This is a genomic window from Achromobacter sp. Marseille-Q0513 (genome assembly GCF_018195695.1).
Taxonomy (GTDB): domain Bacteria; phylum Pseudomonadota; class Gammaproteobacteria; order Burkholderiales; family Burkholderiaceae_B; genus Achromobacter.
Map to the genome: position 1 here is coordinate 13,186 of NZ_JAGTJY010000032.1, position 22,072 is coordinate 35,257.

The following is a 22,072-nucleotide window of genomic DNA, read 5'->3' on the forward strand; positions in this document are numbered from 1 at the left end:
CACCCCCGAAGCGCTGCGCGCTTCCCCCTCAAGGGGGCATGTCTACGGACCGGCGGAGCCGGATCCGTGACATCCCGATTGGGGGGTACCCGTTTTTATTGCGGCGTGATCTTTATTGCTGCCTGATCTCTGCGACTGTTCTCGTCATTCAGGCGGGACTTGCCGCGCGGCGCAGTACCTGGCCTGTACGGGCGGATAGCGTCTGGCGGCCGTCCCAGGTCTGGCTGCCGTTGAGCCATACGCCCTCGATGCCCTCGCTGACCTGTATCGGGTCTTCGAAGGTGGCGCGATCCTGGATGCGGTCGGGGTCGAACAGGACCAGGTCGGCGTGGCAGCCGGTTTCTATGCGGCCGCGGTCCTGCAGGCCGTATTGTTGCGCGGCCTGGCCGGTCATCTTGTGGATGGCCTGTTCCAGCGTCATCAGGCCGGATTCACGCACCATCTTTGCCAGGATGTGCGGGAAGGTGCCCCACTGGCGCGGATGCGGGCGCGGATCGAATGGCAGGCCGTCGGAGCCGAACAGGGTCAGCGGGTGGCGGGCGATGCGTTCCACGTCGCCCGGGTCCATCACGAAATAGATCGCGGCGGCTGGCTTCAGCTTTTCCAGCAGGCCAGCTTCGTCCAGGCCCAGCGTGGCCATCAATTCGTGGAAGTCGCGCCCGCCAGCTTCCGGATAACCCTTGGACCAGGTGATCATGGTGCGCGACGACTGGCTGACGCGGTCCAGCCGCAGCATGGTGGATGTGGCCGGATACGGGTGGCAGTCCAGGCATAGCGGCTGCGAGCGCGCGGCCTCGGCCAGTATTCCCAGCGTCTGCTCGGACCGCCCGAAGTTGCGCTTGCCGGCGACCTTGTGGTGCGAGAACACCACCATGCAATCCAGTGCGCGGCCAACCCGCAGGGCTTCCTCGATGGACGCGACGATATCGTCCGTCTCGTCGCGCAGATGGGTGGAGTAGATGCCGCCCAGCCGCTTCAGCGGCTCGCAGACCGCGATGATCTCCGCCTCGGAGGCCGCGGCCGCGGGCGGATAGAAGGTGCCGGTGGACACGCCGAACGCGCCGGCGCGCAGCGCCAGTTCGACCTCGCGGCGCATGGCGTCGATTTCCTGGGGCGTAGCGGCCCCCGACACGTCCCGCATGGCGCGGACCCGCAGCGTGGAATGCCCCACCAGCGGCACCACGTTGACGTTGGCCGGCTGGCTTCGCAGCGCATCCAGCCATGCGCCGAAGGTCTCGAAGCGGAACAGCGCCGGCGGTCCCATCAAATCCAATGGCTGCGGCGGATCGGCATGGACCAGCGGCGCGACGCTGATGCCGCAATTGCCGGTCACCACGGTCGTGATTCCCTGTGACACCTTGGGCTTCATGTCCGGATGCACCAGCAGGTAGCCGTCGTCATGCGTATGGGTATCGATGAAGCCCGGCGCGAGCACGCGCCCGTCCGCCTCGATGATCCGATCGGCGCGCCAGCCGTCCAGCTCGCCCACCGCCACGATCCTGCCGCCGGCGACCGCCACGTCCGCGCGGCGTCGCGACGCGCCGGTTCCGTCGACCAGCGTGGCCCGCCGAAACATCAGCTCCGCTTCCGGCCGCTGCCCAGTCATCTTGTTTTCCATGCCTATCTCCTTCATTTCGCTTTCGCCACCGCGCCGGAGCCGGTCCTTCAACTTGCGCGTCGCTACAACGCGATCCTAAAACATCCCGTCCTCGCCGCAACACGGGCGGCCGGGCCTATGCAACAATCGTTTCACGCTCAATCCCGCGACCCAGACCATGCCGCCATCACCCGCCAAGCCGCCCCACTCCCTGGACGCCCTGCTCGCCGCGCTGCGCGAGCAGTTCGGCGAGCTCAGCGCCCAGCTGCAAAGCGGCGCGCGCCATCTGCTCGACCATCCCAGCGAAGTACCGCTGCTGTCGATGCGCAAGATCGCGGCGGACGCCGGCGTGCAGCCGGCCACCCTGGTGCGCCTGGCCCAGCATCTGGGCTATGACGGCTGGCAAAGCCTGCGGCTGGTCTTCGTCGATGCGTTCCGCGGCGGTCCGCAGCCGTATGCGCAACGCGCGCAGAAGCTGGTGCGCGAAAGCGGATCCGACCGCATGCTGGAAACCATGTTGCAGGCGCAGCACCGCAACCTGGAGCAGACCGGCGCCGCCAACGCCAAGCCGCTGTCGCAGGCGGCCGCCATCCTGGCCGGCGCCAGCACCGTGCACGTGGCGGGATTCCGCTCCAGCTACCCGATCGCCTTCGGCTTTCACTACCTGTACCGTCTGTTCCGCGATTCCGTGCACCTGGTGCGCGGCGACGCCGGCACGCTGGAAATGGATCTGCGGGCCCTGAAGCCGGACGATGCGGTGGTCATGGCCAGTTTCGCGCCCTACTCGCAGGAAATCGTCCGCGTCGCCGAGGCCGCGCGCAGCGCGGGCAGCAAGGTCGTCGCGCTGAGCGACAGCGTGGCGGCGCCGATCGCGCTGCAAGCCGACTGCACGCTGGTGTTCTCGGTGGACAGCCAGTCCTTCTTCCCGTCGATCAGCGCCGGCATGGCGCTGGTCGAAGCGCTGGTGCAGCAACTGCTGGCGCAGGAAGGCAAGGGAGCGATCAAGACCCTGAAACAGGCGGAAGAGCAGTTGCACCGCAGCGGCGCCTACCTGCCGTCCGCCGGCCGTGGCTGAGCAGGAAAGCCGCACACGCCCTCCTCTTCCAGGCGCATGGCCGCGGCCAGGCACGAGGCCTCGCCCCCAGGCGGGCCGATCAACTGCACGCCCAGGGGCATGTCCGCGCCCGGCACGGCCACCGGCGCCGCGACGACGGGCAGGCCCGCCAGCGATACCGGCCGCGTCATGTGCCCCGCGTCCGCGCGCGGCGCATAGATGCGCCCCTGCTCGCCGACCAGGCGTTCGACACCGACTGGCGGCGCGGCATACGGCGTGGCGCAAGTCAGCAGCAGATCCACGTCCTCGAACAGGGCCTGCGTGCGCGCGCGCCAGACCCGTCGCCAGGCCTGCGCGGTCCGGTACCAGTCATCCGGCACGGCAAGGCCGGCCAACATCCGCTGCCTGACCATCGCGCTGTAGCCGGCATGACGCCCGGCAAAACCATGCCGCATGTGATTGCGCGCGACCTCGTAGGCGGAAATGATGCTGGCCGCGTCACGCGCGCGGTCCACATCCGGAAGGTCTATCATGCGCGCGGACGCGAAAGCGGCCGCCACGCGCAGCACCGCGTTCCAGGCTTGCGGCTCGGCATGCTCCGCGAAGCCGGCCCGCAGCACGCCAACCCGCAGCCGGCCCCGGCCGCCGGTCTCGGCTTCCGGCGCCGGGCCGCTCAACGCCCGCCAAGCCAGGGCGAGGCTGCCGGCATCCGCGGCCATCGGCCCCGCCGCGTCCAGGCTTTCCGCATAAGGAAAACATCCTCGCGTGGACAGGCGGCCAGTGCCGGGACGCAAGCCCCAGATGCCGCAGAAGGCGGCAGGCGCGCGAATCGAGCCATTGGTGTCGGAGCCCAGGCCCAGCGGCACCACGCCGGCCGCGATCGCGGCGGCCGTGCCCGCCGATGAGCCGCCCGTGATCCTCGAAGGATCCCGGGGATTGCGCACCGCGCCGCCGATCACATTCTCTCCCGTCGCGCCGCAGGCATACTCGTCCATGTGCGTCAGGCCGATGGGCACCGCGCCGGCGTCCAGCAAGGCCCGCAGCACGGCCGCATCCTGTGCGGCGGGCGCGTCCACCTGCCGTGGCGCCGCGCCGGCCAGCGTGGGATGGCCGCGCAGGTCGAACAGGTTCTTGGCCACGAACGGCACCCCGGCCAGCGCCGGCATGGCTACGCCCGCAGCCCGCTGGCGGTCCAGGGCTCGCGCCGCCGCCAGCGCCTCGGTCTCCAGCACGCGCGAGAACACATTGAAGCGCTGCACTGCGGCGGCACGCGCCAGGCAGTCTGCCGCGATCCGCTCGGCGCTGAGCCTGCCGCTCACGAAGGCATCGTGGATCGCCGCCGCGCTACGCTCAGATGCCATGGTTGTCTGCCTCCTTGGAATCGACGCGCGCCGATTCCTCCAGGGCCTGTTCCAGCGCCGGGACCATGCGCCCCATGTTGCGCACCAGATCGGCCGCCGCCCCGGCATCCTCGGCGGACACCGCGCCCTCCAGGCCGCGCAGCACGACATCCATCCAGGCCTGCGGGTCCGACGACTGCCGCGGATCCGCCAAGGCCGGCGTCATCGCACCGCTCCCGCCGCCATCAGGCGCTTCGGGATCGCAAGAATCAGCAGCGCCGCCGCCAGCATGAGCGCGGCCAGCACCAGCACCGCGATCGAGATGCTGCCGGTCCATTGCTTGACGCCGCCCATCAGCACCGGGCCGATCAGCCCGGCCAGGCTGGCGGCGCTGTTGATCAGGGCGATGCCGCCGGCGGCGGCGGTGCCGGCCAGGATGCGGCCCGGCAGCCCCCAGAACATGGCCAGCGTGGCCATCAGGCCGGACACGCCGACGGTCAGGAACACCATCGCCGCCACCGTATTGTGCGGGAACAGCGTGCTGGCCCACATGCCCGCGGCCGCCACCAATATCGGTATCGCCGTGTGCAGCCGGCGCTCGCCGCTGCGCTCGGCGTGCGCGGCATTGCGGTTCATCACGACGCAGGCCACGCCGTAGGGAATCGCCGTCAGGAACGCGATCTCCAGCGGCGACTGCATGCCGGTCGACTGGATGATGGTGGGCAGCCAGAACACCAGCCCGTAGTTGCCGATATTGAACAACAGGCAAATGGCCATCAACATCCACAGGATCGGGTTCTTCAGCGCATCCACGAGACTGCTGCTCTTGCGCGCGTTCTCGGCCGACAGCGCGCCGCTGACGGCCGCCGCCTCCTCCGGCGTCAGCCACGCCGCGGCCTGCGGCGATTCCGGCAGCATGCGCAGCACCAGCAGCCCCAGCAGGATCGCCGGCAAGGCTTCCAGCAGGAACATCCACTGCCAGCCTTGCAGTCCATGCAGGTCATGCGTGCCCGTCATCAGCGCGCCCGAGATCGGCCCGCCCAGCACCATGCCCAGCGGCATGGCCATGAACAGGATGGACATGATGCGCGCCTGGCGATCCGCCGGATACCATTTGTTCAGGTACATGACGGCTGCCGGGAAGAATCCCGCCTCGGTGACGCCGAGCAGGAAGCGCGCCACGTAGAACTCGGTGGGCGTCGTCACCAGCATGGTGCCCGCCGACACCAGGCCCCACAGGATCATGATGGCCGCCATGCAGCGCCGCATGCCCAGCTTGTAGATCAACAGGCTGCTGGGCACCTGGCACAGCATGTAGCCCCAGAAGAAGATCCCGGCGCCGATGCCGTAGACCACGTCGCTCAAGCCCAGCGCCTGCTGCATCTGCAGCTTGGCGAAGCCGACGTTGACGCGATCCAGGTAGCTGAAGAAGTAGCAGAGGACGATGAACGGTACGATGCGCCGGGTCACCTTGGCGTAGGCGGACGCCGCCCGTTCCGCGTTGGCCGGCGCGGTCGCGCCCATGCCCATGGTTCCTGCTTGCCCAGCGTTGCCGGCGATGCTCATGTCACGCTCCTTTCCCCATAGTCAGCCATGCGCGTGCATCCGATCGCCGCGCCATGGTCAGGAACGCATCGTAGAATTCATGAAACGTTTGATCTATAGGTAGATACCATGAAACATACGATTCAAAAATAAACGGGCAGGCGCGCGCAACCCGACGCCCCGGATCGCGAGCCGTCAAGGACAGCCAGAAGGAACAGCCCGAGAGGACGGACGGAACCGCCCTTCATGCGAGGGCCTTAATGAAAAAGAGCGGACGATGTCCGCTCTTTCGGGTGCGCAGCCGCCGGCGCAGGCCGGCGTCGGCAGCAATGCTCAGGCCACGTGCTGCAGGAAATCCCGCAGGCGCTGGCTGGGCGGATTGCCCAGCAGTTCCGTGGGCGGGCCGTCATGGGCCACCTTGCCGCCGTCGATGAAGATCAGCCGGCTGCCGACCTTGCGGGCGAATTCCATCTCGTGGGTCACGACCACCATCGTCATGCCCTCCTCGGCCAGGTCCTTCATGACCTTCAGCACTTCGTGCCGCAGCTCCGGATCCAGCGCCGAGGTCGGCTCGTCGAACAGCATCAGCTTGGGCTTGATCGCCAGCGCGCGGGCGATGGCCACCCGTTGCTGCTGGCCGCCCGACAACTCCGACGGATAGTGGTTCATGCGTTCGGCCAGGCCGACCTTGCCCAGCAGTTCCTGGGCCAGCTTGCGCGATTCGTCCCGGCCCATGCCGCGCGTGTGGACAGGCCCGAACATGACGTTCTCCAGCGCCGTCATCTGCGGGAACAGGTTGAACTGCTGGAACACCATGCCGGCCTCGCGCCGGATCTCGCGCACCTGGGCCGCGTCGCCCTTCACGCTCAGGCCGTCGACCAGCAGGTCGCCGCCGTTGATGGTCTCCAGCACGTTGATGCAACGCAGGAAGGTGGACTTGCCCGAGCCCGACGGCCCGACCACCACAACGACCTCGCCCGCGTCGATGTTCAGCGAAATGTCGTTCAGCACCAAGGACTCGCCGAAACGCTTGGTGACGTTGTGGAATTCAACCATGCTCATAGTATGCGCATCCTCTTTTCCAGCAGGCGCAGGCCCAGCGCCATCGCACCGGTCAGGATCAGGTAGACGATGGCCACCGCGGACCAGATCTCGACCGCGCGGAAGTTGGCGGCCATGATTTCCTGGCCCTGCCGCGTCAGTTCCGCCACGCCGATCACGATGAAGAGCGAGGAGTCCTTCAGACTGATGATGCACTGGTTGCCCAGCGGCGGGATCATGCGGCGGAACGCCACCGGCCCGATGATGTGCAGCAGGATCTTGTGGAACGGCAGCCCCATGGCCTGCCCGGCTTCCTTCAGGCCCTTGTGCACGGACAGCAGCGATCCCCGCACGATCTCGGAGATATAGGCGCCCGAATTGATCATCAGCGTGACGATGGCCGCCCATTCCGCGTCCACCCGGATTCCAGCCATGATGGGCAAGGCGAAATAGATGAACATCACCTGCACCACGATGGGCGTGCCGCGGATGACGGCGACGTACACCTGGGCGATGCCGGACAGGATGGGATGCCCGTAGGCCCGGACCACGCCGGAAAGCGCGCCGAGCAGGAACCCGCCGAACAAGCCCCAGAAGGTGATCTTGACGGTCATCAAGGTCCCTTCGAGCAGGTTGGGCAGCGCGTCCCGGATGACTGACCAGTCGAATTCCACGATTTCCCCCTCAGGCGCCCATGCGCGCCGCTACCAGGCGGGGATGCCGGCCGGCGCCGGGCGGCCTGGAGCCGCCCTTCGCCGGATCCGGCCGTCCCGCAGGAAACGACCGGATCGAACCGCTGCCGGGCAACCCCGAACTACCGAAAAGCCAAACGCGGCAATGCTCAGGGCTTCTTGCCAAACCACTTGGTGTAGATGGCGTCGTACTCGCCGTTGGCCTTGAGCGTGGCCAGCGCCTTGTTCACCTGCGGGACCAGATCGCTGCCCTTGGGGAAGGCGATGCCGTAGAAGTCGCCGCTCTTGACCGAGCCCACCACCTTCACGCGGCCCTTGCCGGCGGTGTTGGCGTAGTACTGCACGTTGGGCGTGTCATGCACGGCGGCGTCGACGCGGCCCGTGGCCAGCTCGAGATAGGCGTTGTCGATGTTGGGGAACAGCTTCAGCTTGGCGTCAGGCACCTGGGCTTTCAGGAAGTCCACCGTGGCGGTGCCGGTCTTGACGGCGACGGACTTGCCGGCCAGGGACTTGGCGTCCTTGATGTCGGTGTTCTTGTCGCCGACCAGGATGGCCAGGCCGCTTTCGTAGTAGGGATCGGAGAAGTCGATGACCTTCTTGCGATCGTCGCGGATGGTGATGCCGGCCAGCGCCACATCGATGTTCTTGGTCTGCAGGCCCGGGATGATGCCGTTGAAGTCCATGGGCTGGAGCTTGTACTGAAGCTTGAGCTCCTTGGCGATGGCCGCCCACAGGTCCACATCGAAGCCGGTATAGGTATTGCCCTGCTTGAACTCGAACGGCACGAAAGCGGTGTCGGTGGCCACGACCAGTTCCTTGGCCTGGGCCGACGAGGCGGCGCCGAACATGGCTACGGACAGGCCGACCAGCGCGGCGGCGAACTTGCGTTTGATCATGTAACTCTCCTCTTGGGGGACGCTCGAGGCCCCCCGGGTTTGTCGTCGGGGCATGATTCCTGGGGCAGCGCCGGGATCGCCGGCACAACGCATTGGCGATCTTAACGCATCCGTCCCCACCCGCCAGAGCTTAGAAAAATTACAATCCGCATGACACCCCGGAGAATCCCCCATGCCATACAAGCATGTACGCATCGCCGGCACGCGCCGGCAGGTTGGACAGGCGCTGGGCAAGCTGGCGCGCCCGCTGATGTCCGCCTACCTGGACCAGAGCGAGACCTGGGAAACGCTGCGCCCGTGGCGCGGGCATCCCTACCTGGACGCGCTGGCGGCGCAGGCCAAGGCGGCGCTGCCAGCCGTATGGGAGGAATTCGAAGGACTGGCCGAGGGCCTGGACATGCCGCTGGCCGACGCGCTCCTGTGGAACTGTCGCGGCGACCTGCTGCACAAGACCACCGACGGCTGCACCTCGGCGGCCCTGAAGTCGGCGGATGGCGCGCGCTGGATCGGCCACAACGAAGATGGCGACCCCTATCTGTATGGCCGCTGCCATCTGGTGGACGTGGCGCTGGATGACGCGCCCGGCTATCTCGGCTTCTACTACCCCGGCTCGCTGCCGGGCCATACCTTCGGCGCCAACCGCGCCGGACTGGTCCAGACCATCAACAACCTGCGCGCGCGCCAACGGCATGAAGGCGTGCCGCGCATGTTCCTGGCGCGCGCGGCGCTGGACTGCGCCACGCTGGAAGAGGCCGTGCAACTGCTGCGCGCCACGCCCTGCGCCGGCGGCTTTCATCACACGCTGGGCTCGGCCCAGGATGCCAGGCTGTTCAGCGTGGAAGTGCTGCCCGGCGATGTCTCGATACAGGAGATCGGCGCGCGCTACGGCCATGCCAACCACATGATCCACGCCGACACCGCCGCCCTGCCGCAGGTCGTCACCGACTCGTCCCGCGCGCGCCAGCACCGCATCGAAGGCATCGTCGACAGCTGGTCGCCCGCGACCGGCGGCGCCGAGTTGCTGGCCGCGCTGCACGACACCGAGGGCGAATTGCCGATCCTGCGCACGGACCGCGACGACCCGGACGGCGAAAACACGCTGGCCACCGCCGTGTTCGAAATCCGCGACGGCGAAGTCACGCTGCGCGTGTACGACCGCAAGCCGCGCGCGGACATCGCGCTGGACGTGATGAACGATCCCGACTGAGCAGGCCGGCGCGGCTTGCCGCGCCCGCCTCGCCCTACCAACGATAGCTGGCCGTGCCGATGATCCGTCTCGGTTCGCCGTAGAAGCAGCCGTAGGTGCAACTGCCGATGTAGGTCCTGTCGGTGAGATTGGTGGCATTGAGCGCGAAGCGCCACGGCCCCGTCGCATAGCTGACCATCGCATCGAACAGGGTGAACGCCGGAATGTCGTTATTGGCCTGGCTGCGGGCGCTGCCCACGTAGCGCATGCCGGCGCCCACCTTCAGGCCCGGCAGGCCAAAGCTGCCAAAGCTGTAATCACCCCATACCGACAACTGGTTGTACGGTACCCCTGCCGACCGGCGTCCGACCTGCTCGGGCTCCAGCGGGCTGGCCCGCGTGGTCCGGGCATCCGTATAGGCATACGCCAGGATGAGGTTGGCGTTGCGCCCCAAAGCCGAACGCGCCTCCAGTTCGAAGCCGCGCGAACGGACCTCGCCTGCCTGGATCATGAAGGATCGCGTGGGATCGTTCGGATCGGACACCGACACGTTCTTGCGCGTCAGCTGATAGACCGAGGCCGAGACCAGCGTATTGGAACCTGGCGGCTGATAGCGCAGGCCGGCTTCATACTGCTGGCCGGTGGTCGGCTTGAAACGGCCGCCCAGCCTGTCCACGCCCTCGGTGGGCTCGAACGATTCGCTGTAGCTGAGGAACGGCGCCAGCCCGTTGTCGGTCAGGTACACCAACCCCGCCCGGCCCGTGAAGGCGCTGCTCTTCTCGCCGTCGGCGGTCTTGGCGCCCGTGAAGTAGTCGCTGGCGTCATAGCGCACGGAATCGTGCCGCCCGCCCAGCAGCAGCACCCACTTGCCGGCGATCTTCATCTGGTCCTGCGCGTAGAGGCCCAGGCGCTTCGTATTGCTCTTCCAGGAAAAGGGATTTCGCGTGACGACGCCGCCAATCGGATTGCCATAGACCGGATCGTAGAGGTCGATGTTGGCCACCGAGCGCTGATAGCGTTCCGATTCGTGCTTCGCCAATGAATAGTCGATGCCGGCCAGCAGGGTGTGCTCCACGGGACCGGTGCTGACCAGGTATTGCAGCGAGGTATCCGAGACCACGCCCGATGAGCGGTCCCAGCGCGGCGCGGCGCCCCGGTACTCGGTAGTGCGCCCGTCGTCCTGCAAACCGCTGATCCAGATCGAGCGATACTCGTTGCGCGCGTTCATGTAGCGCAGGCTGTTGCGCAGTTTCAGCCGATCATTGAAAGCGTGCTCGAACAGGTAGCCGACCGAATAGCGATCCAGCACGAACCTGTCGTAGCCGGGTTCCCCGGTAAAGCGTCCGCGCGGAATGCGGCCATTGGGGTTGGGCAGGATGGTGCCGCTTTCCGGCAGGCCATACACATAGCCGGTCCGGTCATGCTGGTAGTCGGCCAGCAGCGTCAGGGACGTGGCGGCGCTGGGGCGCCACGCCAGCGCCGGCGCGACGTATGCGCGGCGGTCCGGCACATGATCGACGAAGGTGTCGCTGTCGCGGCCCAGGAAGGTCAGCCGGTACGACCATGCGCCCTGCTCATCCATCGGACCGCCGAAGTCGCCGGACAGCTGCTTGCGCCGGAAGCTGCCCGTCTCGACGTTCAGCTCGCGCAGCGGCGTGGCCGTGGGGCGCTTGCTGACGGTGTTGATGATGCCGCCGGGCGCGGCCGAGCCGTACAGCACCGACGACGCGCCCTTGAGCAGCTCGATGCGTTCCAGTCCGTAGGGCTCCTGCTGGCCATTGAAAATGTTGACCGTGTACTTGGTGCCGTCGCGGTACTGGTTGCCGTTGCCGTCGAGCTGGAAGCCCCGCACGTTCAGCGTGTCCGAGGTCCGGTCCAGGCCCTCGGAACGGCTGACGCCGGCCACATAGCCCAGCGCGTCCTGCAGATTCTGCGGCTTGAGGATCTCGATTTCCTCGGCCCCCACCACGCTGATCGATTGCGGCGTCTCGATCAAGGGCGTGTCGGTCTTGGTGCCGGTGGCGCTGCGCGTCGCGGCATAGCCCGTGAACGGGCCGGTGGCGGTCTCGCCGTAGGCGCCGGCGACCTCGATGGCCGGCAGCATCTGCGCATCGCCCGCGCCGGGCGCCGACCTGAGCCCATAGCCGCCGCCAGGCCGCGCCACCGCCTCCAGCCCGGTGCCGGCCAGCAGCGCGCGCAGGCCATCCCGCGCCGCGTAGCGGCCATTGATGCCCGGGCTTTGCAGGCTGCCGGTCTGCTCGGTGGAAAAAGACAGCATCAACCCCGATTCGCGGCCATAGCGGTTGAGCGCGGCCGTCAAGGGACCGGGCGGGATGTCATAGAAGCGCGGCTCGTCGGCGGGCTGCGCCTGCGCCGCCGGCGCGTACAACAGCGGCGGGATGCCGGCGCCACCGAGCAGCAGGCCATGAGCCGCGACGCAAGCAATGGCGCCCCGGCGCAGGCGCCGGACGGCGGGAATGGAGGCGGTCGGTGACGGGCGGCTGGAACCCATGGGGTATTTCCTCGGAACAAGAATGAAGGTGAGCGTGATTGCCTTACCTTCCATGCCCCGCGAATCGCGAAAAGGGATCAGCCTGGAAACATATGCCGTTCATGGGAGGCTACGCCTCAGCCGCCGCCATGATCGCCGCCGGCGCCAGGCTTGACCGTCACCCAATAGCGGGTCAGGTAGCTCAGCTCGATCGGCAGCGTATAGAGCAGGATTTCCAGCACGCGATCGGTGTTGGCCGTGGGATAGGTGCCGGTGACCGTCAGGTGGGCCACGCCCTCGTCCCAATCCAGGCGGCCCGGGCGGTAGCGGCCCAGTTCGGCCAGGAAGGCCGGCAGCGGCATGTCCTGCGCCACGATCATGCCCTGGGTCCAGGCCGCCGCGTCCTCGCCGACCGGGCCGGAAACCCTGGCCTGGTCGCGCATCAGCGTGCCCTGCTGCCCCGCGTGCAGGATCACGGGCACGCCGCCATGCGCCGGCGTCATTTCCACGGCGCCCTCAAACACGGCGATACGCGCCGTGGCGCCGCCGCGGCCATCCAGGTCACGCACCGAAAAACGCGTGCCCAGCGCGCGTAATCGGCCCTGCCCGGTCTGCACGATGAACGGACGCGCGCCCTGCCCCTGCGGATCCGGCGCGGTCGTGACCAGGATCTCGCCGCTGACCAGCCGCAGCACGCGCTCGCTCGCGGAATAGCGCAGGTCGATCGCCGTGCCGGCATTGAGCGTCACCCGCGTGCCGTCCGGCAGGAGCCGTTCCGCCCGCTCTCCCGTGCCGGTGCGGCTGTCGGCCGTCCAGCGCCGCCAGGTGCGCTGTTCGTCCAGCACGGAGGCGCCGCCGCCCGCGAAGATGGCCAGCGCCAGCGCCTTGACCAGCCGGCGACGGCCGCCGGACGCCGGAACGGCCAGCGCCGCCGTGGCCAGCGGCCCGGGCAGCGCCTGCAGGCGGGCTCGGAAGGATTCGACGCGCAGCCACGCGCGCTCGTGCTCGGGATCGGCCTGGCGCCATGCCTGCCAGCGTCGCCGCGTATCGTCGTCCACGTCATCTGCCTGCAGCTCGACCAGCCACTGGGCGGCCTGATGCCTCACTTCCGGAGCGATCGGGGCGGAGAGATCCATGTTCGGAGCAGCGTCGCGTAGTCTGGGCGGAACGCGGCGGCGTAAGGCGAAGCAGCACTGGGCCAGCGCCCTGGCCACATAGCGCTTGACCGTGGGCACCGACAATCCCAGCTCGACCGCGATATCGGCCTGGCGCCTGCCTTCCAGTTGCGACAGCAGGAAAGCCTGCCGCACGGCCCGGGGCAGGCCATCCAGCAGGCGATCGATTTCCAGCAGGGTTTCAAGCAGGATGACGCGCGTCTCGGGCGAAGGCGCCTGCGGCTCGGGCAACCGAGCCAGCGCCTCCAGGTAGGCCTGCTCCAGGCGCTGGCGCCGCCGCAGGTTCAGCACCAGGCCCTGCGCGATCGTGGTGAGCAGCGCGCGCGGCTCGCGGATCTCGGGCAAGGCGTCCTTGGCCAGCAGGCGCACGAAGGTATCGTGCGCCAGATCCGCGGCGGAGCAGGAATCACCGAGCTTGCGCCGGAGCCAGCCTTTCAGCCAGCCGCCATGGTCGGTGTACATCCCCTCGATGCTCTGTTGCGGTACTGCGAATTCGGTAGTCGACACGGCACGCCCCCCACTGCGCATCGGTCCTGGAGCAAACCGCGTCAGTGATTATGAGAATTATTCTTATCATATCTCATACGCCACCGCGCCCGCCAGCATGCAAAAGCCGGGCATCAAGCCCGGCCTGCATGCCGCCGCGAACCGGGGGCCGGACTTGCGCCCCGCCCCGGCCCGCCGCGCGCGGAATGGCGGCTACAAGCCGCCATTCCGCGCTGCCATGGAAGTTACAGCGCGCCGTAGCCGCCGCCTCCCGGCGTTTCCACCACGAACACATCGCCCGGACGCAGCTGGGCGCTGTCCTGCGGACCCAGCGGCTGCACCGTGCCGTCGGCCCGCTCGACATAGTTGCGGCCCATGGCGCCCGGCTGGCCGCCCGACAGGCCGAACGGCGCGTGCAGGCGGTTGTTCGACAGGATCGCGGCCGTCATGTCTTCCAGGAAGCGCATGCGGCGCACGCCGCCGTCGCCGCCCGGATAGCGCCCGCCGCCGCCCGAGCCGTGACGGATCTCGTACGACTCCAGGCGCACCGGGAAACGGAACTCCAGCACTTCCGGATCGGTCAGGCGCGAGTTGGTCATGTGCGCCTGTACCACCGAAGTGCCGGCGAAACCCTCGTCCCGAGGACCGGCCGCGTCGATGCGAACCGGACCGGCTCCGGTGCCGCCCGAGATGGTCTCGTAGTACTGGTGGCGCGCGTTGCCGAAGGTGAAGTTGTTCATCGTGCCCTGGCTGGAGGCCAGCACGCCCAGCGCGCCGTACAGCGCGTTGACGATGCACATGGACGTTTCCACGTTGCCCGCCACCACCGAGGCCGGCGAGTTGGGCCTGAGCATGGAGCCTTCCGGCAGCACGATGGACAGCGGCACCAGGCAGCCGTCGTTCAACGGGATGTCGTCGTTGACCAGGGTGCGGAACACATACAGCACCGCGGCCACGGCGATGGCGCCCGGCGCGTTGAAGTTGTTCTCCAGTTGCGGCGAGGTGCCGGTGAAGTCCACCACGGCGCTGCGCGCCGCGTTGTCCACCCGCACTTCCACCTTGATCACCGCGCCGTTGTCCAGCGGGTACTCGTAGCGGCCGTTCTTCAGCACCGAGATCACGCGGCGCACCGCTTCCTCGGCGTTGTCCTGCACGTGCCCCATGTAAGCGCGCACCACGTCCAGGCCGAAGTGATCGCACATGCGCAGCAGTTCCTGCACGCCCTTTTCGTTGGCGGCGATCTGCGCGCGCATGTCGGCGATGTTCTGGTCCGGATTGCGCGCCGGCCAGCGGCCCGAGCCAAGGATGTCGCGGGCGGCCTGCTCGCGCAGCTCGCCGTTCTTGACCAACTGGAAATTGGTGAAGAGCACGCCTTCGTCCTCGACCGTGCGCGAATCCGGCGGCATCGAGCCCGGCGTGGTCCCGCCGATGTCGGCGTGGTGGCCGCGCGAGCCGACGTAGAACAGGATGTCCTTGCCGCCGCGATCGAACACCGGGGTGATGACCGTCACGTCGGGCAGGTGCGTGCCGCCATGGTACGGATCGTTCACCACGTAGGCGTCGCCCGGCATCATGCGGCCGCGGTTGGCGTTCATCACGGTGCGCACCGACTCGCCCATGGAGCCCAGGTGCACGGGCATGTGGGGCGCGTTGGCGATCAGACGGGCCTGGGCATCGAAGATCGCGCAGGAGAAGTCCAGGCGCTCCTTGATGTTCACCGAGTACGCGGTGTTCTGCAGGCGGTAGCCCATCTGCTCGGCGATGGACATGAAGAGGTTGTTGAAGACCTCCAGCATGACCGGATCGGCCTGGGTGCCGATGGCGCGGCGCTCGGGGCGCGCCTCGACGCGGCGCAGCACGATGTTGTCCTGCCCGGTCAGCTCGGCCTGCCAGCCGGCTTCCACCCCCGTGGTCTGGTTCGGCTCGGAGATGATGGCCGGGCCGGCGACCTTGTCGCCGCCCGCCAGCGCCTCGCGCACATAGAGCGGCACGTCGCGCCAGGCGCCGCCGCTGTACATGCGGACCTGGCGGCTGGGCGCCAGCGCGGCGTCACGGGTCTGCGCGACCGAGGCGCCGTCCACGCGCTCGCCGCCGCCGGTGGCCTCGACCGAGATGGTCTCGACCACCAGCGCCCGGTCGGGCATCAGGAAGGAGTAGCGCAGGCGATAGGCCGCCTCGAAATCCTGGCGCGCCTGCTCCAGCGTGGCGAACGGCACTTCGAGCGAGGTGTCGGTGCCCTGGTACTTCAGGTGCAGGCGGCGCTGCACGGAAATGTCGGACTCGGCCACGTGCTGGCGCCGCAGTTCGCCCACGGCCTGGCCCGCCAATTCGTCCAGCTCGCCAGCCAGCGCCTGCATCAGCGCCGCGTCCAGCACCTGCTCGACGGTTTTCTGGCGCATGTCGGTCTGGTCGGCCAGGCCCATGCCATAGGCCGACAGCACGCCGCCCAGCGGGTGCGCGAAGACCGTGGTCATGCCCAGGGCGTCGGCCACCAGGCAGGCATGTTGCCCGCCGGCGCCGCCGAACGTGGTCAGCGCGTACTCGGTCACGTCGTGGCCGCGCTGCACCGAAATGCGCTTGATGGCCTCGGCCATGTTGCCGACGGCGATTTCCAGGAAGCCTTCGGCCAGCTGCTCGGGCGTCATCTCGCGCCCGGTGGCCGCGCGCACCTCGTCGGCCATGGCCGTGAAGCGCGCCACCACGGCATCGCGGTCCAGCGGCTCATTGGCCTCGGGGCCGAACACCTTGGGGAAGAAGTCGGGCTGGATCTTGCCCAGCAGCACGTTGCAGTCGGTCACCGCCAGCGGGCCGCCACGGCGATAGCAGGCGGGGCCGGGATTGGCGCCGGCCGAATCGGGGCCGACGCGCAGGCGCGCGCCATCGAAATGCAGGATGGAGCCGCCGCCGGCCGCCACCGTGTGGATGCTCATCATGGGCGCGCGCATGCGCACGCCGGCCACCTGGGTCTCGAACTCGCGCTCGAATTCGCCGGCGTAGTGCGACACGTCGGTGGACGTGCCGCCCATGTCGAAGCCGATCACCTTGGGGAAGCCGGCCTGTTCGCTGGTGCGCACCATGCCGACGATGCCGCCGGCCGGGCCGGACAGGATGGCGTCCTTGCCACGGAAGCGGTGCGCGTCAGTCAGGCCGCCGCTGGACTGCATGAACATCAGGCGGATGCCGGGCAGCTCGCCGGCCACCTGGTCGACGTAGCGCTTGAGGATGGGCGACAGATAGGCGTCCACCACGGTGGTGTCGCCGCGCGACACGTACTTGATCAGCGGGCTGACTTCGTGCGAGGCCGATACCTGCGTGAAGCCCAGCTCGCGGGCGATGCGGGCGGCGCGCTGCTCGTGCTCGGGCGCCTTCCAGGCGTGCATGAACACGATGGCGACCGCGCGGATGCCGCTGTCATGGGCGGCGCGCATCGCCGCGCGCAGTCCGTCCTCGTCCAGCCCGCGCACCAGCTTGCCCTCGGCGTCCATGCGCTCGTCGGCCTCGACCACGGACTCATAGAGCATTTCCGGCAGCACGACGTTGCGGTCGAACAGGCGCGGACGGTTCTGATAGGCGATGCGCAGCCCGTCGCGGAAACCCTTGGTGGTCACCAGCAGCGTGCGCTCGCCCTTGCGCTCCAGCAGCGCGTTGGTGGCCACCGTGGTGCCCATCTTCACGCACTCGACCTGCTCGGTCGGCACGGGCTGGCCCGGCGCGATGCCCAGCAGCTTACGGATGCCCGCCACGGCGGCGTCGCGGTACTGCTCGGGGTTTTCCGACAGCATCTTCGCGGTCGTGGTGCTGCCGTCGGGACGACGCGCCACGATGTCGGTGAACGTGCCCCCACGGTCAATCCAGAATTGCCACTTCATGATCAGGTAGTCCTTGAAAACAGAAAAATTGCCGTGGCGCGGTGCCGACGGATGCTGCAGGCGGCGGAGCGGGCTCCGCGCCGTATTCGGGTGATCGGGATCAGAGGGAAGTCGCGGCGCGCGCGGCCTGGTCGTACAGGCCGGACAGCGCGCGCAGCGTGTGCGCGAGCTGGCGACTGAACTCCAGCCCGCCGCCGCCCGGGCCGTTCAGGCCGGAGGTCAGGCACTGCTCGCGGATTTCCGCGTAGCGCTTGAGCACCGTCGAACCTTCCTCGGTGACGCTGTAGAACACTTCCTTGCTGGCGCGCTCGCCCTGCACCATGCCCAGGCGCTCGAGCTTCTTCAGCGCGTAGCTGACGATGTGCGTGTCCTCGACGTTGAGCGTGAAGCAGATATCGGCCAGCTTCTTCGGCCGCTGCCGGTGATACACGTGGTGAAAGACCATCACGTCGGTGCGCGTCAGGTCCGGCAGCCCGGCCGCCGCCATGCAGCGCACGATCCATCGGTCGAACGCGTGGCCGGCGATCATCAGGCCGAATTCGACTTCGGACAGATCGGGCGAACTGCCCCCAGCCAGATGGGCGGAGGCGGCGATCAAGGTTGAGGTCATGGCTGGCTGGCGGAGTTCATGTCCTCAAAATACTAATAATTTATCTACATTTCATCAATAAAAAATAACTAGGGCGCGAGCGGAAACGCCCCTTTCAAGGGAATACCCCTAGAAAAAATGCCGTCTTGCGACTAGCCGGCCCAGCCCTGCGGCATGTGGGCGCGGATCAGCGCGCCCGCGATGGACACGCGCCCCGCGATCTCGGGCATGGGATCGCCGGGACCGAACCAGCGCGCCTCGAGGATCTCGTCCTCTTGCACGCGGATCTCGCCGGACACGTAGTCGGCCGTGTAGGCGATCATCAGCGAATTCGGGAAGGGCCAGGACTGGCTGCCGAAGTAGCGCAGGTTGCCGACCTTAAGGCCCACTTCCTCGTAGACCTCGCGGTGCACGGTCTGCTCGATGCTCTCGCCCGGCTCGACGAAGCCGGCCAGCGCGGTATAGATCGCCGAGATGCGCCCGGCATGCCGCGCCAGCAGGATGCCGTCGCCGTGCCGCACCAGCACCATCATGGCCGGCGAGATGCGCGGATAGGCGCTATGGCCACAGGCCGGGCAGCGCAGGCAGAACTCGCCCGCCACGCGCTCCGCCGGCGTGCCGCAGGCGCCGCAATAGCGGTGCGTGCGCGCCCATTCTGCGATCTGGTAGGCGCGACCGGCCTGGGCCATGCCGTGATCGTCCAACACGCCGAACAGGCCGCGCAGCTTGCGGAACGCGTAGCCTTGCGGCGCTTCGATATCGGGCTCCACGTGCGCGGCGCGCTGCGGCGCGCCGGGATCCAGCCATACAGGTTGCAACGCCTGCGGCGGCAGGCCCAGGCCCGCGCACACCTGCGCGTCGGGCAATACGCCGGTCTCTTCCACGACCAGCAATTCATCACGGCGAAAAACGAAGTTCACTCCAGGCCCCTGTATGGCATAGCGGATGCTGGAATTTTATTCACTTGGCAAGCAAGCTTCGATGCCAATCGCATGCATGATTCGCGCGCCGGACACTTTGCCAGGACCGCAAGCACGCGCGATGTCGGCCGCGCATTACGGACCATGTGTTGGATTCATGCGCGGGCGCGCGCCACAACGCCTAGGAATAACCCGTAAATTCAACATTTGCCTGCTCGCCGTGACCGGCCGGCAACATAGAATGATTGCGCTTTTCAGCGGCGCGTCATCCGCGCCCGGCTCTTTTCCGCCATGTCTACCGGGCTCCGCCCCGTCTATATCACCGCACAGAAGGACCACCCCATGCACAAGAAAATCTCGCTGCTGGCCGGCAGCATCGTCCTGGCATTCAGCGCGGGCGCGCAGGCCCAGACCAAGTGGGACCTGCCCAGCGCCTACCCCGCGAGCAACTTCCACGTCGAGAACCTGACCAACTTCGTCAAGGACGTGGATAGCCTGTCTGGCGGCAAGCTGAAGATCACGCTGCACAACAACGCCTCGCTGTACAAGGCACCCGAGATCAAGCGCGCGGTGCAAGGCAACCAGGCCCAGATCGGCGAGATCCTCTTGACCAACTTCGCCAACGAAGACCCGCTGTACGAGCTGGACGGCCTGCCCTTCCTGGCCACCGGCTACGAAGCCTCGTTCAAGCTCTACCAGGCGCAGAAGCCGTTCCTGGAAAAGAAGCTCAACTCGCAAGGCATGACGCTGCTGTACGCGGTGGCCTGGCCGCCCCAGGGCATCTTCGCCAACAAGGACATCAAGCAGATCTCCGACATGAAGGGCCTGAAGTGGCGCGCCTACAGCCCGGTGACGGCCAAGATCGCCGAACTGGTCGGCGCCCAGCCCGTCACGGTGCAGCAGGCCGAACTGGCCCAGGCCATGGCCACCGGCGTGATCGATTCCTACATGTCCTCGGCCTCCACCGGCTACGACACCAAGACCTACGAATACATCAAGAAGTTCTACGACACCCAGGCCTGGCTGCCGAAGAACGCGGTCATCGTCAACAAGAAGGCGTTCGACGCGCTCGACCCCGCCACGCAGGACGCGCTGAAGAAGGCCGGCGCGCAGGCCGAGGAACGCGGCTGGAAGCTGTCGCAGGAAAAGAACAAGTGGTACCAGGAAGAGTTGGCCAAGAACGGCATGGAAACCGTCAAGCCCACGGTCGAGCTGAAGGAAGGCCTGTCCGTGATCGGCAAGCGCATGCTGGATGACTGGCTCAAGAAGGCCGGCGCCGACGGCCAGGCCATGATCGACGGCTACCGGAAGCAGTGATATCGCCATGCGCCGCTTTCTGGACTCTCTATACGGCGCGGCCGGCCTGCTGGCCGGCCTGTGCACCGTCGGCGTGCTGGTCTCGGTGCTGGCCGCCATCATCGCGCGCCAGCTCAGCCTGAACATCCCCGGCACGGATGCCTATGCCGGCTACTTCATGGCCGCGGCCGGTTTCCTGGCGCTGGCCAGCACCTTCAAGCACGGCGAACACATCCGCGTCACGCTGCTCCTGAACTCGCTGTCGCCCGCCGGCAGTCGTCGCCTGGACATCTTCGCGCTGGCCGTGGGCTGCCTGCTGGCCGCCGCGTTCGCGTTCTTCAGCATCAAGCTGACCTACGACTCCTGGCAATTCAACGACGTCTCCACGTCCAACGACGCCACGCCGCTCTGGATTCCCCAGATCAGCATGGCCGTGGGCACGGTCCTGTTCCTGGTCGCCCTGCTCGACGAGCTGGTCCGGCGCTCGCGCGGCATCGCCGCCGCTACTTCGCAGCAAACCCATGAATGAACTCCTCGTCATCACCCTGCTGGTCGTCTCGATCTTCGCGCTGCTGGGCTGCGGCGTCTGGGTCGGCCTGACCCTGGCCGGCACCGCCTGGATCGGCATGGAGATCTTCTCCAGCCGCCCGGCCGGCGACGCCATGGCCGTCACGATCTGGGGCGCCGCGTCCAGCTGGACCCTCACCGCCCTGCCCCTGTTCCTGTGGATGGGCGAGATCCTGTTCCGCACCCGCCTGTCGGAAGACCTGTTCAAGGGGCTCGCGCCCTGGCTGAACCGGCTGCCCGGCCGGCTGCTGCACACCAACGTGATTGGCTGCGCGATCTTCGCGGCGGTCTCGGGCTCGTCGGCGGCCACCTGCGCCACCGTCGGCAAGATGACCATCCCCGAACTCACGCGCCGCGGCTACCCGGAATCCAAGATCCTGGGCACGCTGTCGGGCGCCGGCACGCTGGGCCTCCTGATCCCGCCCTCGATCATCATGATCGTCTACGGCGTGGCGGCGGACGTGTCCATCGCCAAGCTGTTCATCGCCGGCATCGTGCCGGGCATCCTGCTGGCGCTGTTGTTCATGGGCTACATCGCCTGGTGGGCGATCCGCAATCCCGGTGAAGTGCCGGCGGCCGATCCGGGACTGACGTTCCGCGAGAAGCTGTCGCGTTCGCGCCACCTGATTCCGGTCATGCTGCTGATCGGCGCGGTGCTGGGCTCGATCTACAGCGGCATCGCCACCGCCACCGAGGCGGCGGCCGTGGGCGTGGTGGGCGCGCTGATCCTCTCGGCGCTGCAGGGCTCGCTGAATCGATCAACCTTCATGCAATCGCTGCTGGGCGCCACCCGGCTGTACTGCATGATCGCGCTGATCCTGGCGGGCGCGCAGTTCCTCACGCTGGCCATGGGCTACATCGGCCTGCCGCGCGCGCTGGCCGAATGGATCGGCGGACTGGGCCTGTCGCAGTTCGGGCTGATCATGGCGCTCATGGTGTTCTTCATCATCCTGGGCTGCTTCCTGGACGGCATTTCCATCGTGGTGCTGACCATGGGCGTGCTGCTGCCCACGGTGCAGGCGGCCGGCATCGACCTGATCTGGTTCGGCATCTTCATCGTTTTCGTGGTGGAAATGGCACAGATCACGCCGCCGGTGGGTTTCAACCTGTTCGTGCTGTCCGGCATGAGCGGGCGCGAGCTGCCCTATATCGCGCGCGCCTCGCTGCCGATGTTCTTCCTGATGATCCTGGCCGTGCTGCTGCTGTACGTGCTGCCCGGCATAGCGACGTGGCTGCCCCAGCACATGACGCTCTGATCCTCGGTCGCTCAAAAACCCTGCACTAGCTGCAGGGTTTTTTTTGAACAATTACCCGATTGTCCGCGTAAT

General features: G+C 67.5%; 17 protein-coding genes. 5 read left to right on the plus strand and 12 right to left on the minus strand.

Annotated elements, in window-relative coordinates:
* Window positions 1–148: 148 nt before the first annotated feature.
* A complete protein-coding gene (locus tag KDH83_RS09555; RefSeq protein ID WP_249204979.1) occupies window positions 149–1,618 on the minus strand; it encodes a D-aminoacylase in 1,470 nt (489 codons plus the stop codon).
* A gap of 157 nt (window positions 1,619–1,775) precedes the next feature.
* On the opposite strand from KDH83_RS09555, the gene KDH83_RS09560 reads away from it, so the two are divergent.
* Window positions 1,776–2,672, plus strand: coding sequence for a MurR/RpiR family transcriptional regulator (locus tag KDH83_RS09560; protein ID WP_212314790.1), 897 nt, complete (start codon window positions 1,776–1,778; stop codon window positions 2,670–2,672).
* On the opposite strand, the gene KDH83_RS09565 is transcribed toward KDH83_RS09560, so the two are convergent.
* The 6 genes from KDH83_RS09565 to glnH form a co-directional block, all read right to left on the minus strand.
* Window positions 2,645–4,012: an amidase family protein gene (locus KDH83_RS09565; RefSeq protein WP_212314792.1), complete on the minus strand. Its 1,368-nt coding sequence runs from the start codon at window positions 4,010–4,012 to the stop codon at window positions 2,645–2,647. The two genes, KDH83_RS09560 and KDH83_RS09565, sit on opposite strands and share 28 nt — an antisense overlap.
* Window positions 4,002–4,166, minus strand: a complete 165-nt coding sequence (locus tag KDH83_RS09570; RefSeq protein ID WP_212314794.1) for a hypothetical protein — start codon at window positions 4,164–4,166, stop codon at window positions 4,002–4,004. The genes KDH83_RS09565 and KDH83_RS09570 overlap by 11 nt, the downstream gene beginning before the upstream one ends.
* A 47-nt stretch (window positions 4,167–4,213) precedes the next feature.
* Entirely contained in the window at window positions 4,214–5,557 is a 1,344-nt protein-coding gene (locus KDH83_RS09575) for an MFS transporter (RefSeq protein ID WP_212314796.1), read from the minus strand.
* A 312-nt stretch (window positions 5,558–5,869) separates the two neighbouring features.
* Window positions 5,870–6,598, minus strand: coding sequence for a glutamine ABC transporter ATP-binding protein GlnQ (gene glnQ / locus KDH83_RS09580; RefSeq protein WP_103274546.1), 729 nt, complete (start codon window positions 6,596–6,598; stop codon window positions 5,870–5,872).
* Complete coding sequence (gene glnP, locus KDH83_RS09585; RefSeq protein WP_103274547.1) at window positions 6,595–7,251, minus strand: glutamine ABC transporter permease GlnP; 657 nt, start codon at window positions 7,249–7,251, stop codon at window positions 6,595–6,597. The genes glnQ and glnP overlap by 4 nt, the downstream gene beginning before the upstream one ends.
* A 167-nt stretch (window positions 7,252–7,418) precedes the next feature.
* On the minus strand, window positions 7,419–8,165 hold the full coding sequence (gene glnH / locus KDH83_RS09590) for a glutamine ABC transporter substrate-binding protein GlnH (protein WP_212314805.1): 747 nt from the start codon (window positions 8,163–8,165) through the stop codon (window positions 7,419–7,421).
* Between the two features lie 172 nt (window positions 8,166–8,337).
* Between glnH and KDH83_RS09595 the strand changes: the two genes are divergently transcribed.
* Entirely contained in the window at window positions 8,338–9,372 is a 1,035-nt protein-coding gene (locus KDH83_RS09595; protein WP_212314807.1) for a C45 family peptidase, read from the plus strand.
* A gap of 34 nt (window positions 9,373–9,406) precedes the next feature.
* Here the strand turns inward: KDH83_RS09595 and KDH83_RS09600 are convergent, their stop codons facing one another.
* From KDH83_RS09600 to nudC, 5 genes are all read right to left on the minus strand, one after another.
* Window positions 9,407–11,863 carry a TonB-dependent siderophore receptor gene (locus tag KDH83_RS09600; protein WP_212314808.1) on the minus strand — a complete coding sequence of 819 codons (2,457 nt, stop codon included), beginning with the start codon at window positions 11,861–11,863 and terminating at the stop codon, window positions 9,407–9,409.
* 116 nt (window positions 11,864–11,979) lie between these two features.
* Window positions 11,980–13,524, minus strand: coding sequence for a sigma-70 family RNA polymerase sigma factor (locus tag KDH83_RS09605; RefSeq protein WP_349291612.1), 1,545 nt, complete (start codon window positions 13,522–13,524; stop codon window positions 11,980–11,982).
* A 224-nt stretch (window positions 13,525–13,748) separates the two neighbouring features.
* Complete coding sequence (locus KDH83_RS09615; RefSeq protein ID WP_212314812.1) at window positions 13,749–17,372, minus strand: hydantoinase B/oxoprolinase family protein; 3,624 nt, start codon at window positions 17,370–17,372, stop codon at window positions 13,749–13,751.
* A 100-nt stretch (window positions 17,373–17,472) separates the two neighbouring features.
* Window positions 17,473–17,982 (minus strand): winged helix DNA-binding protein, encoded by a 510-nt coding sequence (locus tag KDH83_RS09620; protein ID WP_103274551.1) that lies wholly within the window; start codon window positions 17,980–17,982, stop codon window positions 17,473–17,475.
* A gap of 131 nt (window positions 17,983–18,113) precedes the next feature.
* Window positions 18,114–18,881 carry an NAD(+) diphosphatase gene (nudC, locus tag KDH83_RS09625; protein WP_212314815.1) on the minus strand — a complete coding sequence of 256 codons (768 nt, stop codon included), beginning with the start codon at window positions 18,879–18,881 and terminating at the stop codon, window positions 18,114–18,116.
* Window positions 18,882–19,223: 342 nt separating this feature from the next.
* Between nudC and KDH83_RS09630 the strand changes: the two genes are divergently transcribed.
* The 3 genes from KDH83_RS09630 to KDH83_RS09640 are packed head-to-tail and all read left to right on the plus strand — an operon-like array spanning window position 19,224 to window position 22,000.
* Window positions 19,224–20,198, plus strand: a complete 975-nt coding sequence (locus KDH83_RS09630; RefSeq protein WP_212314817.1) for a TRAP transporter substrate-binding protein — start codon at window positions 19,224–19,226, stop codon at window positions 20,196–20,198.
* A 7-nt stretch (window positions 20,199–20,205) separates the two neighbouring features.
* A complete protein-coding gene (locus KDH83_RS09635; protein WP_212314819.1) occupies window positions 20,206–20,706 on the plus strand; it encodes a TRAP transporter small permease in 501 nt (166 codons plus the stop codon).
* The gene (locus KDH83_RS09640) at window positions 20,699–22,000 is read left to right on the plus strand and encodes a TRAP transporter large permease subunit (RefSeq protein WP_212314821.1); all 1,302 of its coding nucleotides are present in this window, start codon (window positions 20,699–20,701) and stop codon (window positions 21,998–22,000) included. Before KDH83_RS09635 ends, KDH83_RS09640 begins: the two co-directional genes overlap by 8 nt.
* Window positions 22,001–22,072: the final 72 nt, after the last annotated feature.

Excerpts from the sequence above, each read along its gene's own strand:
- KDH83_RS09595 (WP_212314807.1), top strand. The coding sequence starts at position 8,338 with ATGCCATACAAGCATGTACGCATCGCCGGCACGCGCCGGCAGGTTGGA.
- KDH83_RS09600 (WP_212314808.1), bottom strand. The coding sequence starts at position 11,863 with ATGGGTTCCAGCCGCCCGTCACCGACCGCCTCCATTCCCGCCGTCCGG.
- KDH83_RS09635 (WP_212314819.1), top strand. The coding sequence starts at position 20,206 with ATGCGCCGCTTTCTGGACTCTCTATACGGCGCGGCCGGCCTGCTGGCC.
- KDH83_RS09575 (WP_212314796.1), bottom strand. The coding sequence starts at position 5,557 with ATGAGCATCGCCGGCAACGCTGGGCAAGCAGGAACCATGGGCATGGGC.
- KDH83_RS09565 (WP_212314792.1), bottom strand. The coding sequence starts at position 4,012 with ATGGCATCTGAGCGTAGCGCGGCGGCGATCCACGATGCCTTCGTGAGC.
- KDH83_RS09630 (WP_212314817.1), top strand. The coding sequence starts at position 19,224 with ATGCACAAGAAAATCTCGCTGCTGGCCGGCAGCATCGTCCTGGCATTC.
- KDH83_RS09620 (WP_103274551.1), bottom strand. The coding sequence starts at position 17,982 with ATGACCTCAACCTTGATCGCCGCCTCCGCCCATCTGGCTGGGGGCAGT.
- KDH83_RS09615 (WP_212314812.1), bottom strand. The coding sequence starts at position 17,372 with ATGAAGTGGCAATTCTGGATTGACCGTGGGGGCACGTTCACCGACATC.
- KDH83_RS09555 (WP_249204979.1), bottom strand. The coding sequence starts at position 1,618 with ATGGAAAACAAGATGACTGGGCAGCGGCCGGAAGCGGAGCTGATGTTT.
- KDH83_RS09570 (WP_212314794.1), bottom strand. The coding sequence starts at position 4,166 with ATGGATGTCGTGCTGCGCGGCCTGGAGGGCGCGGTGTCCGCCGAGGAT.
- glnQ (WP_103274546.1), bottom strand. The coding sequence starts at position 6,598 with ATGAGCATGGTTGAATTCCACAACGTCACCAAGCGTTTCGGCGAGTCC.
- KDH83_RS09560 (WP_212314790.1), top strand. The coding sequence starts at position 1,776 with ATGCCGCCATCACCCGCCAAGCCGCCCCACTCCCTGGACGCCCTGCTC.
- glnH (WP_212314805.1), bottom strand. The coding sequence starts at position 8,165 with ATGATCAAACGCAAGTTCGCCGCCGCGCTGGTCGGCCTGTCCGTAGCC.
- KDH83_RS09640 (WP_212314821.1), top strand. The coding sequence starts at position 20,699 with ATGAATGAACTCCTCGTCATCACCCTGCTGGTCGTCTCGATCTTCGCG.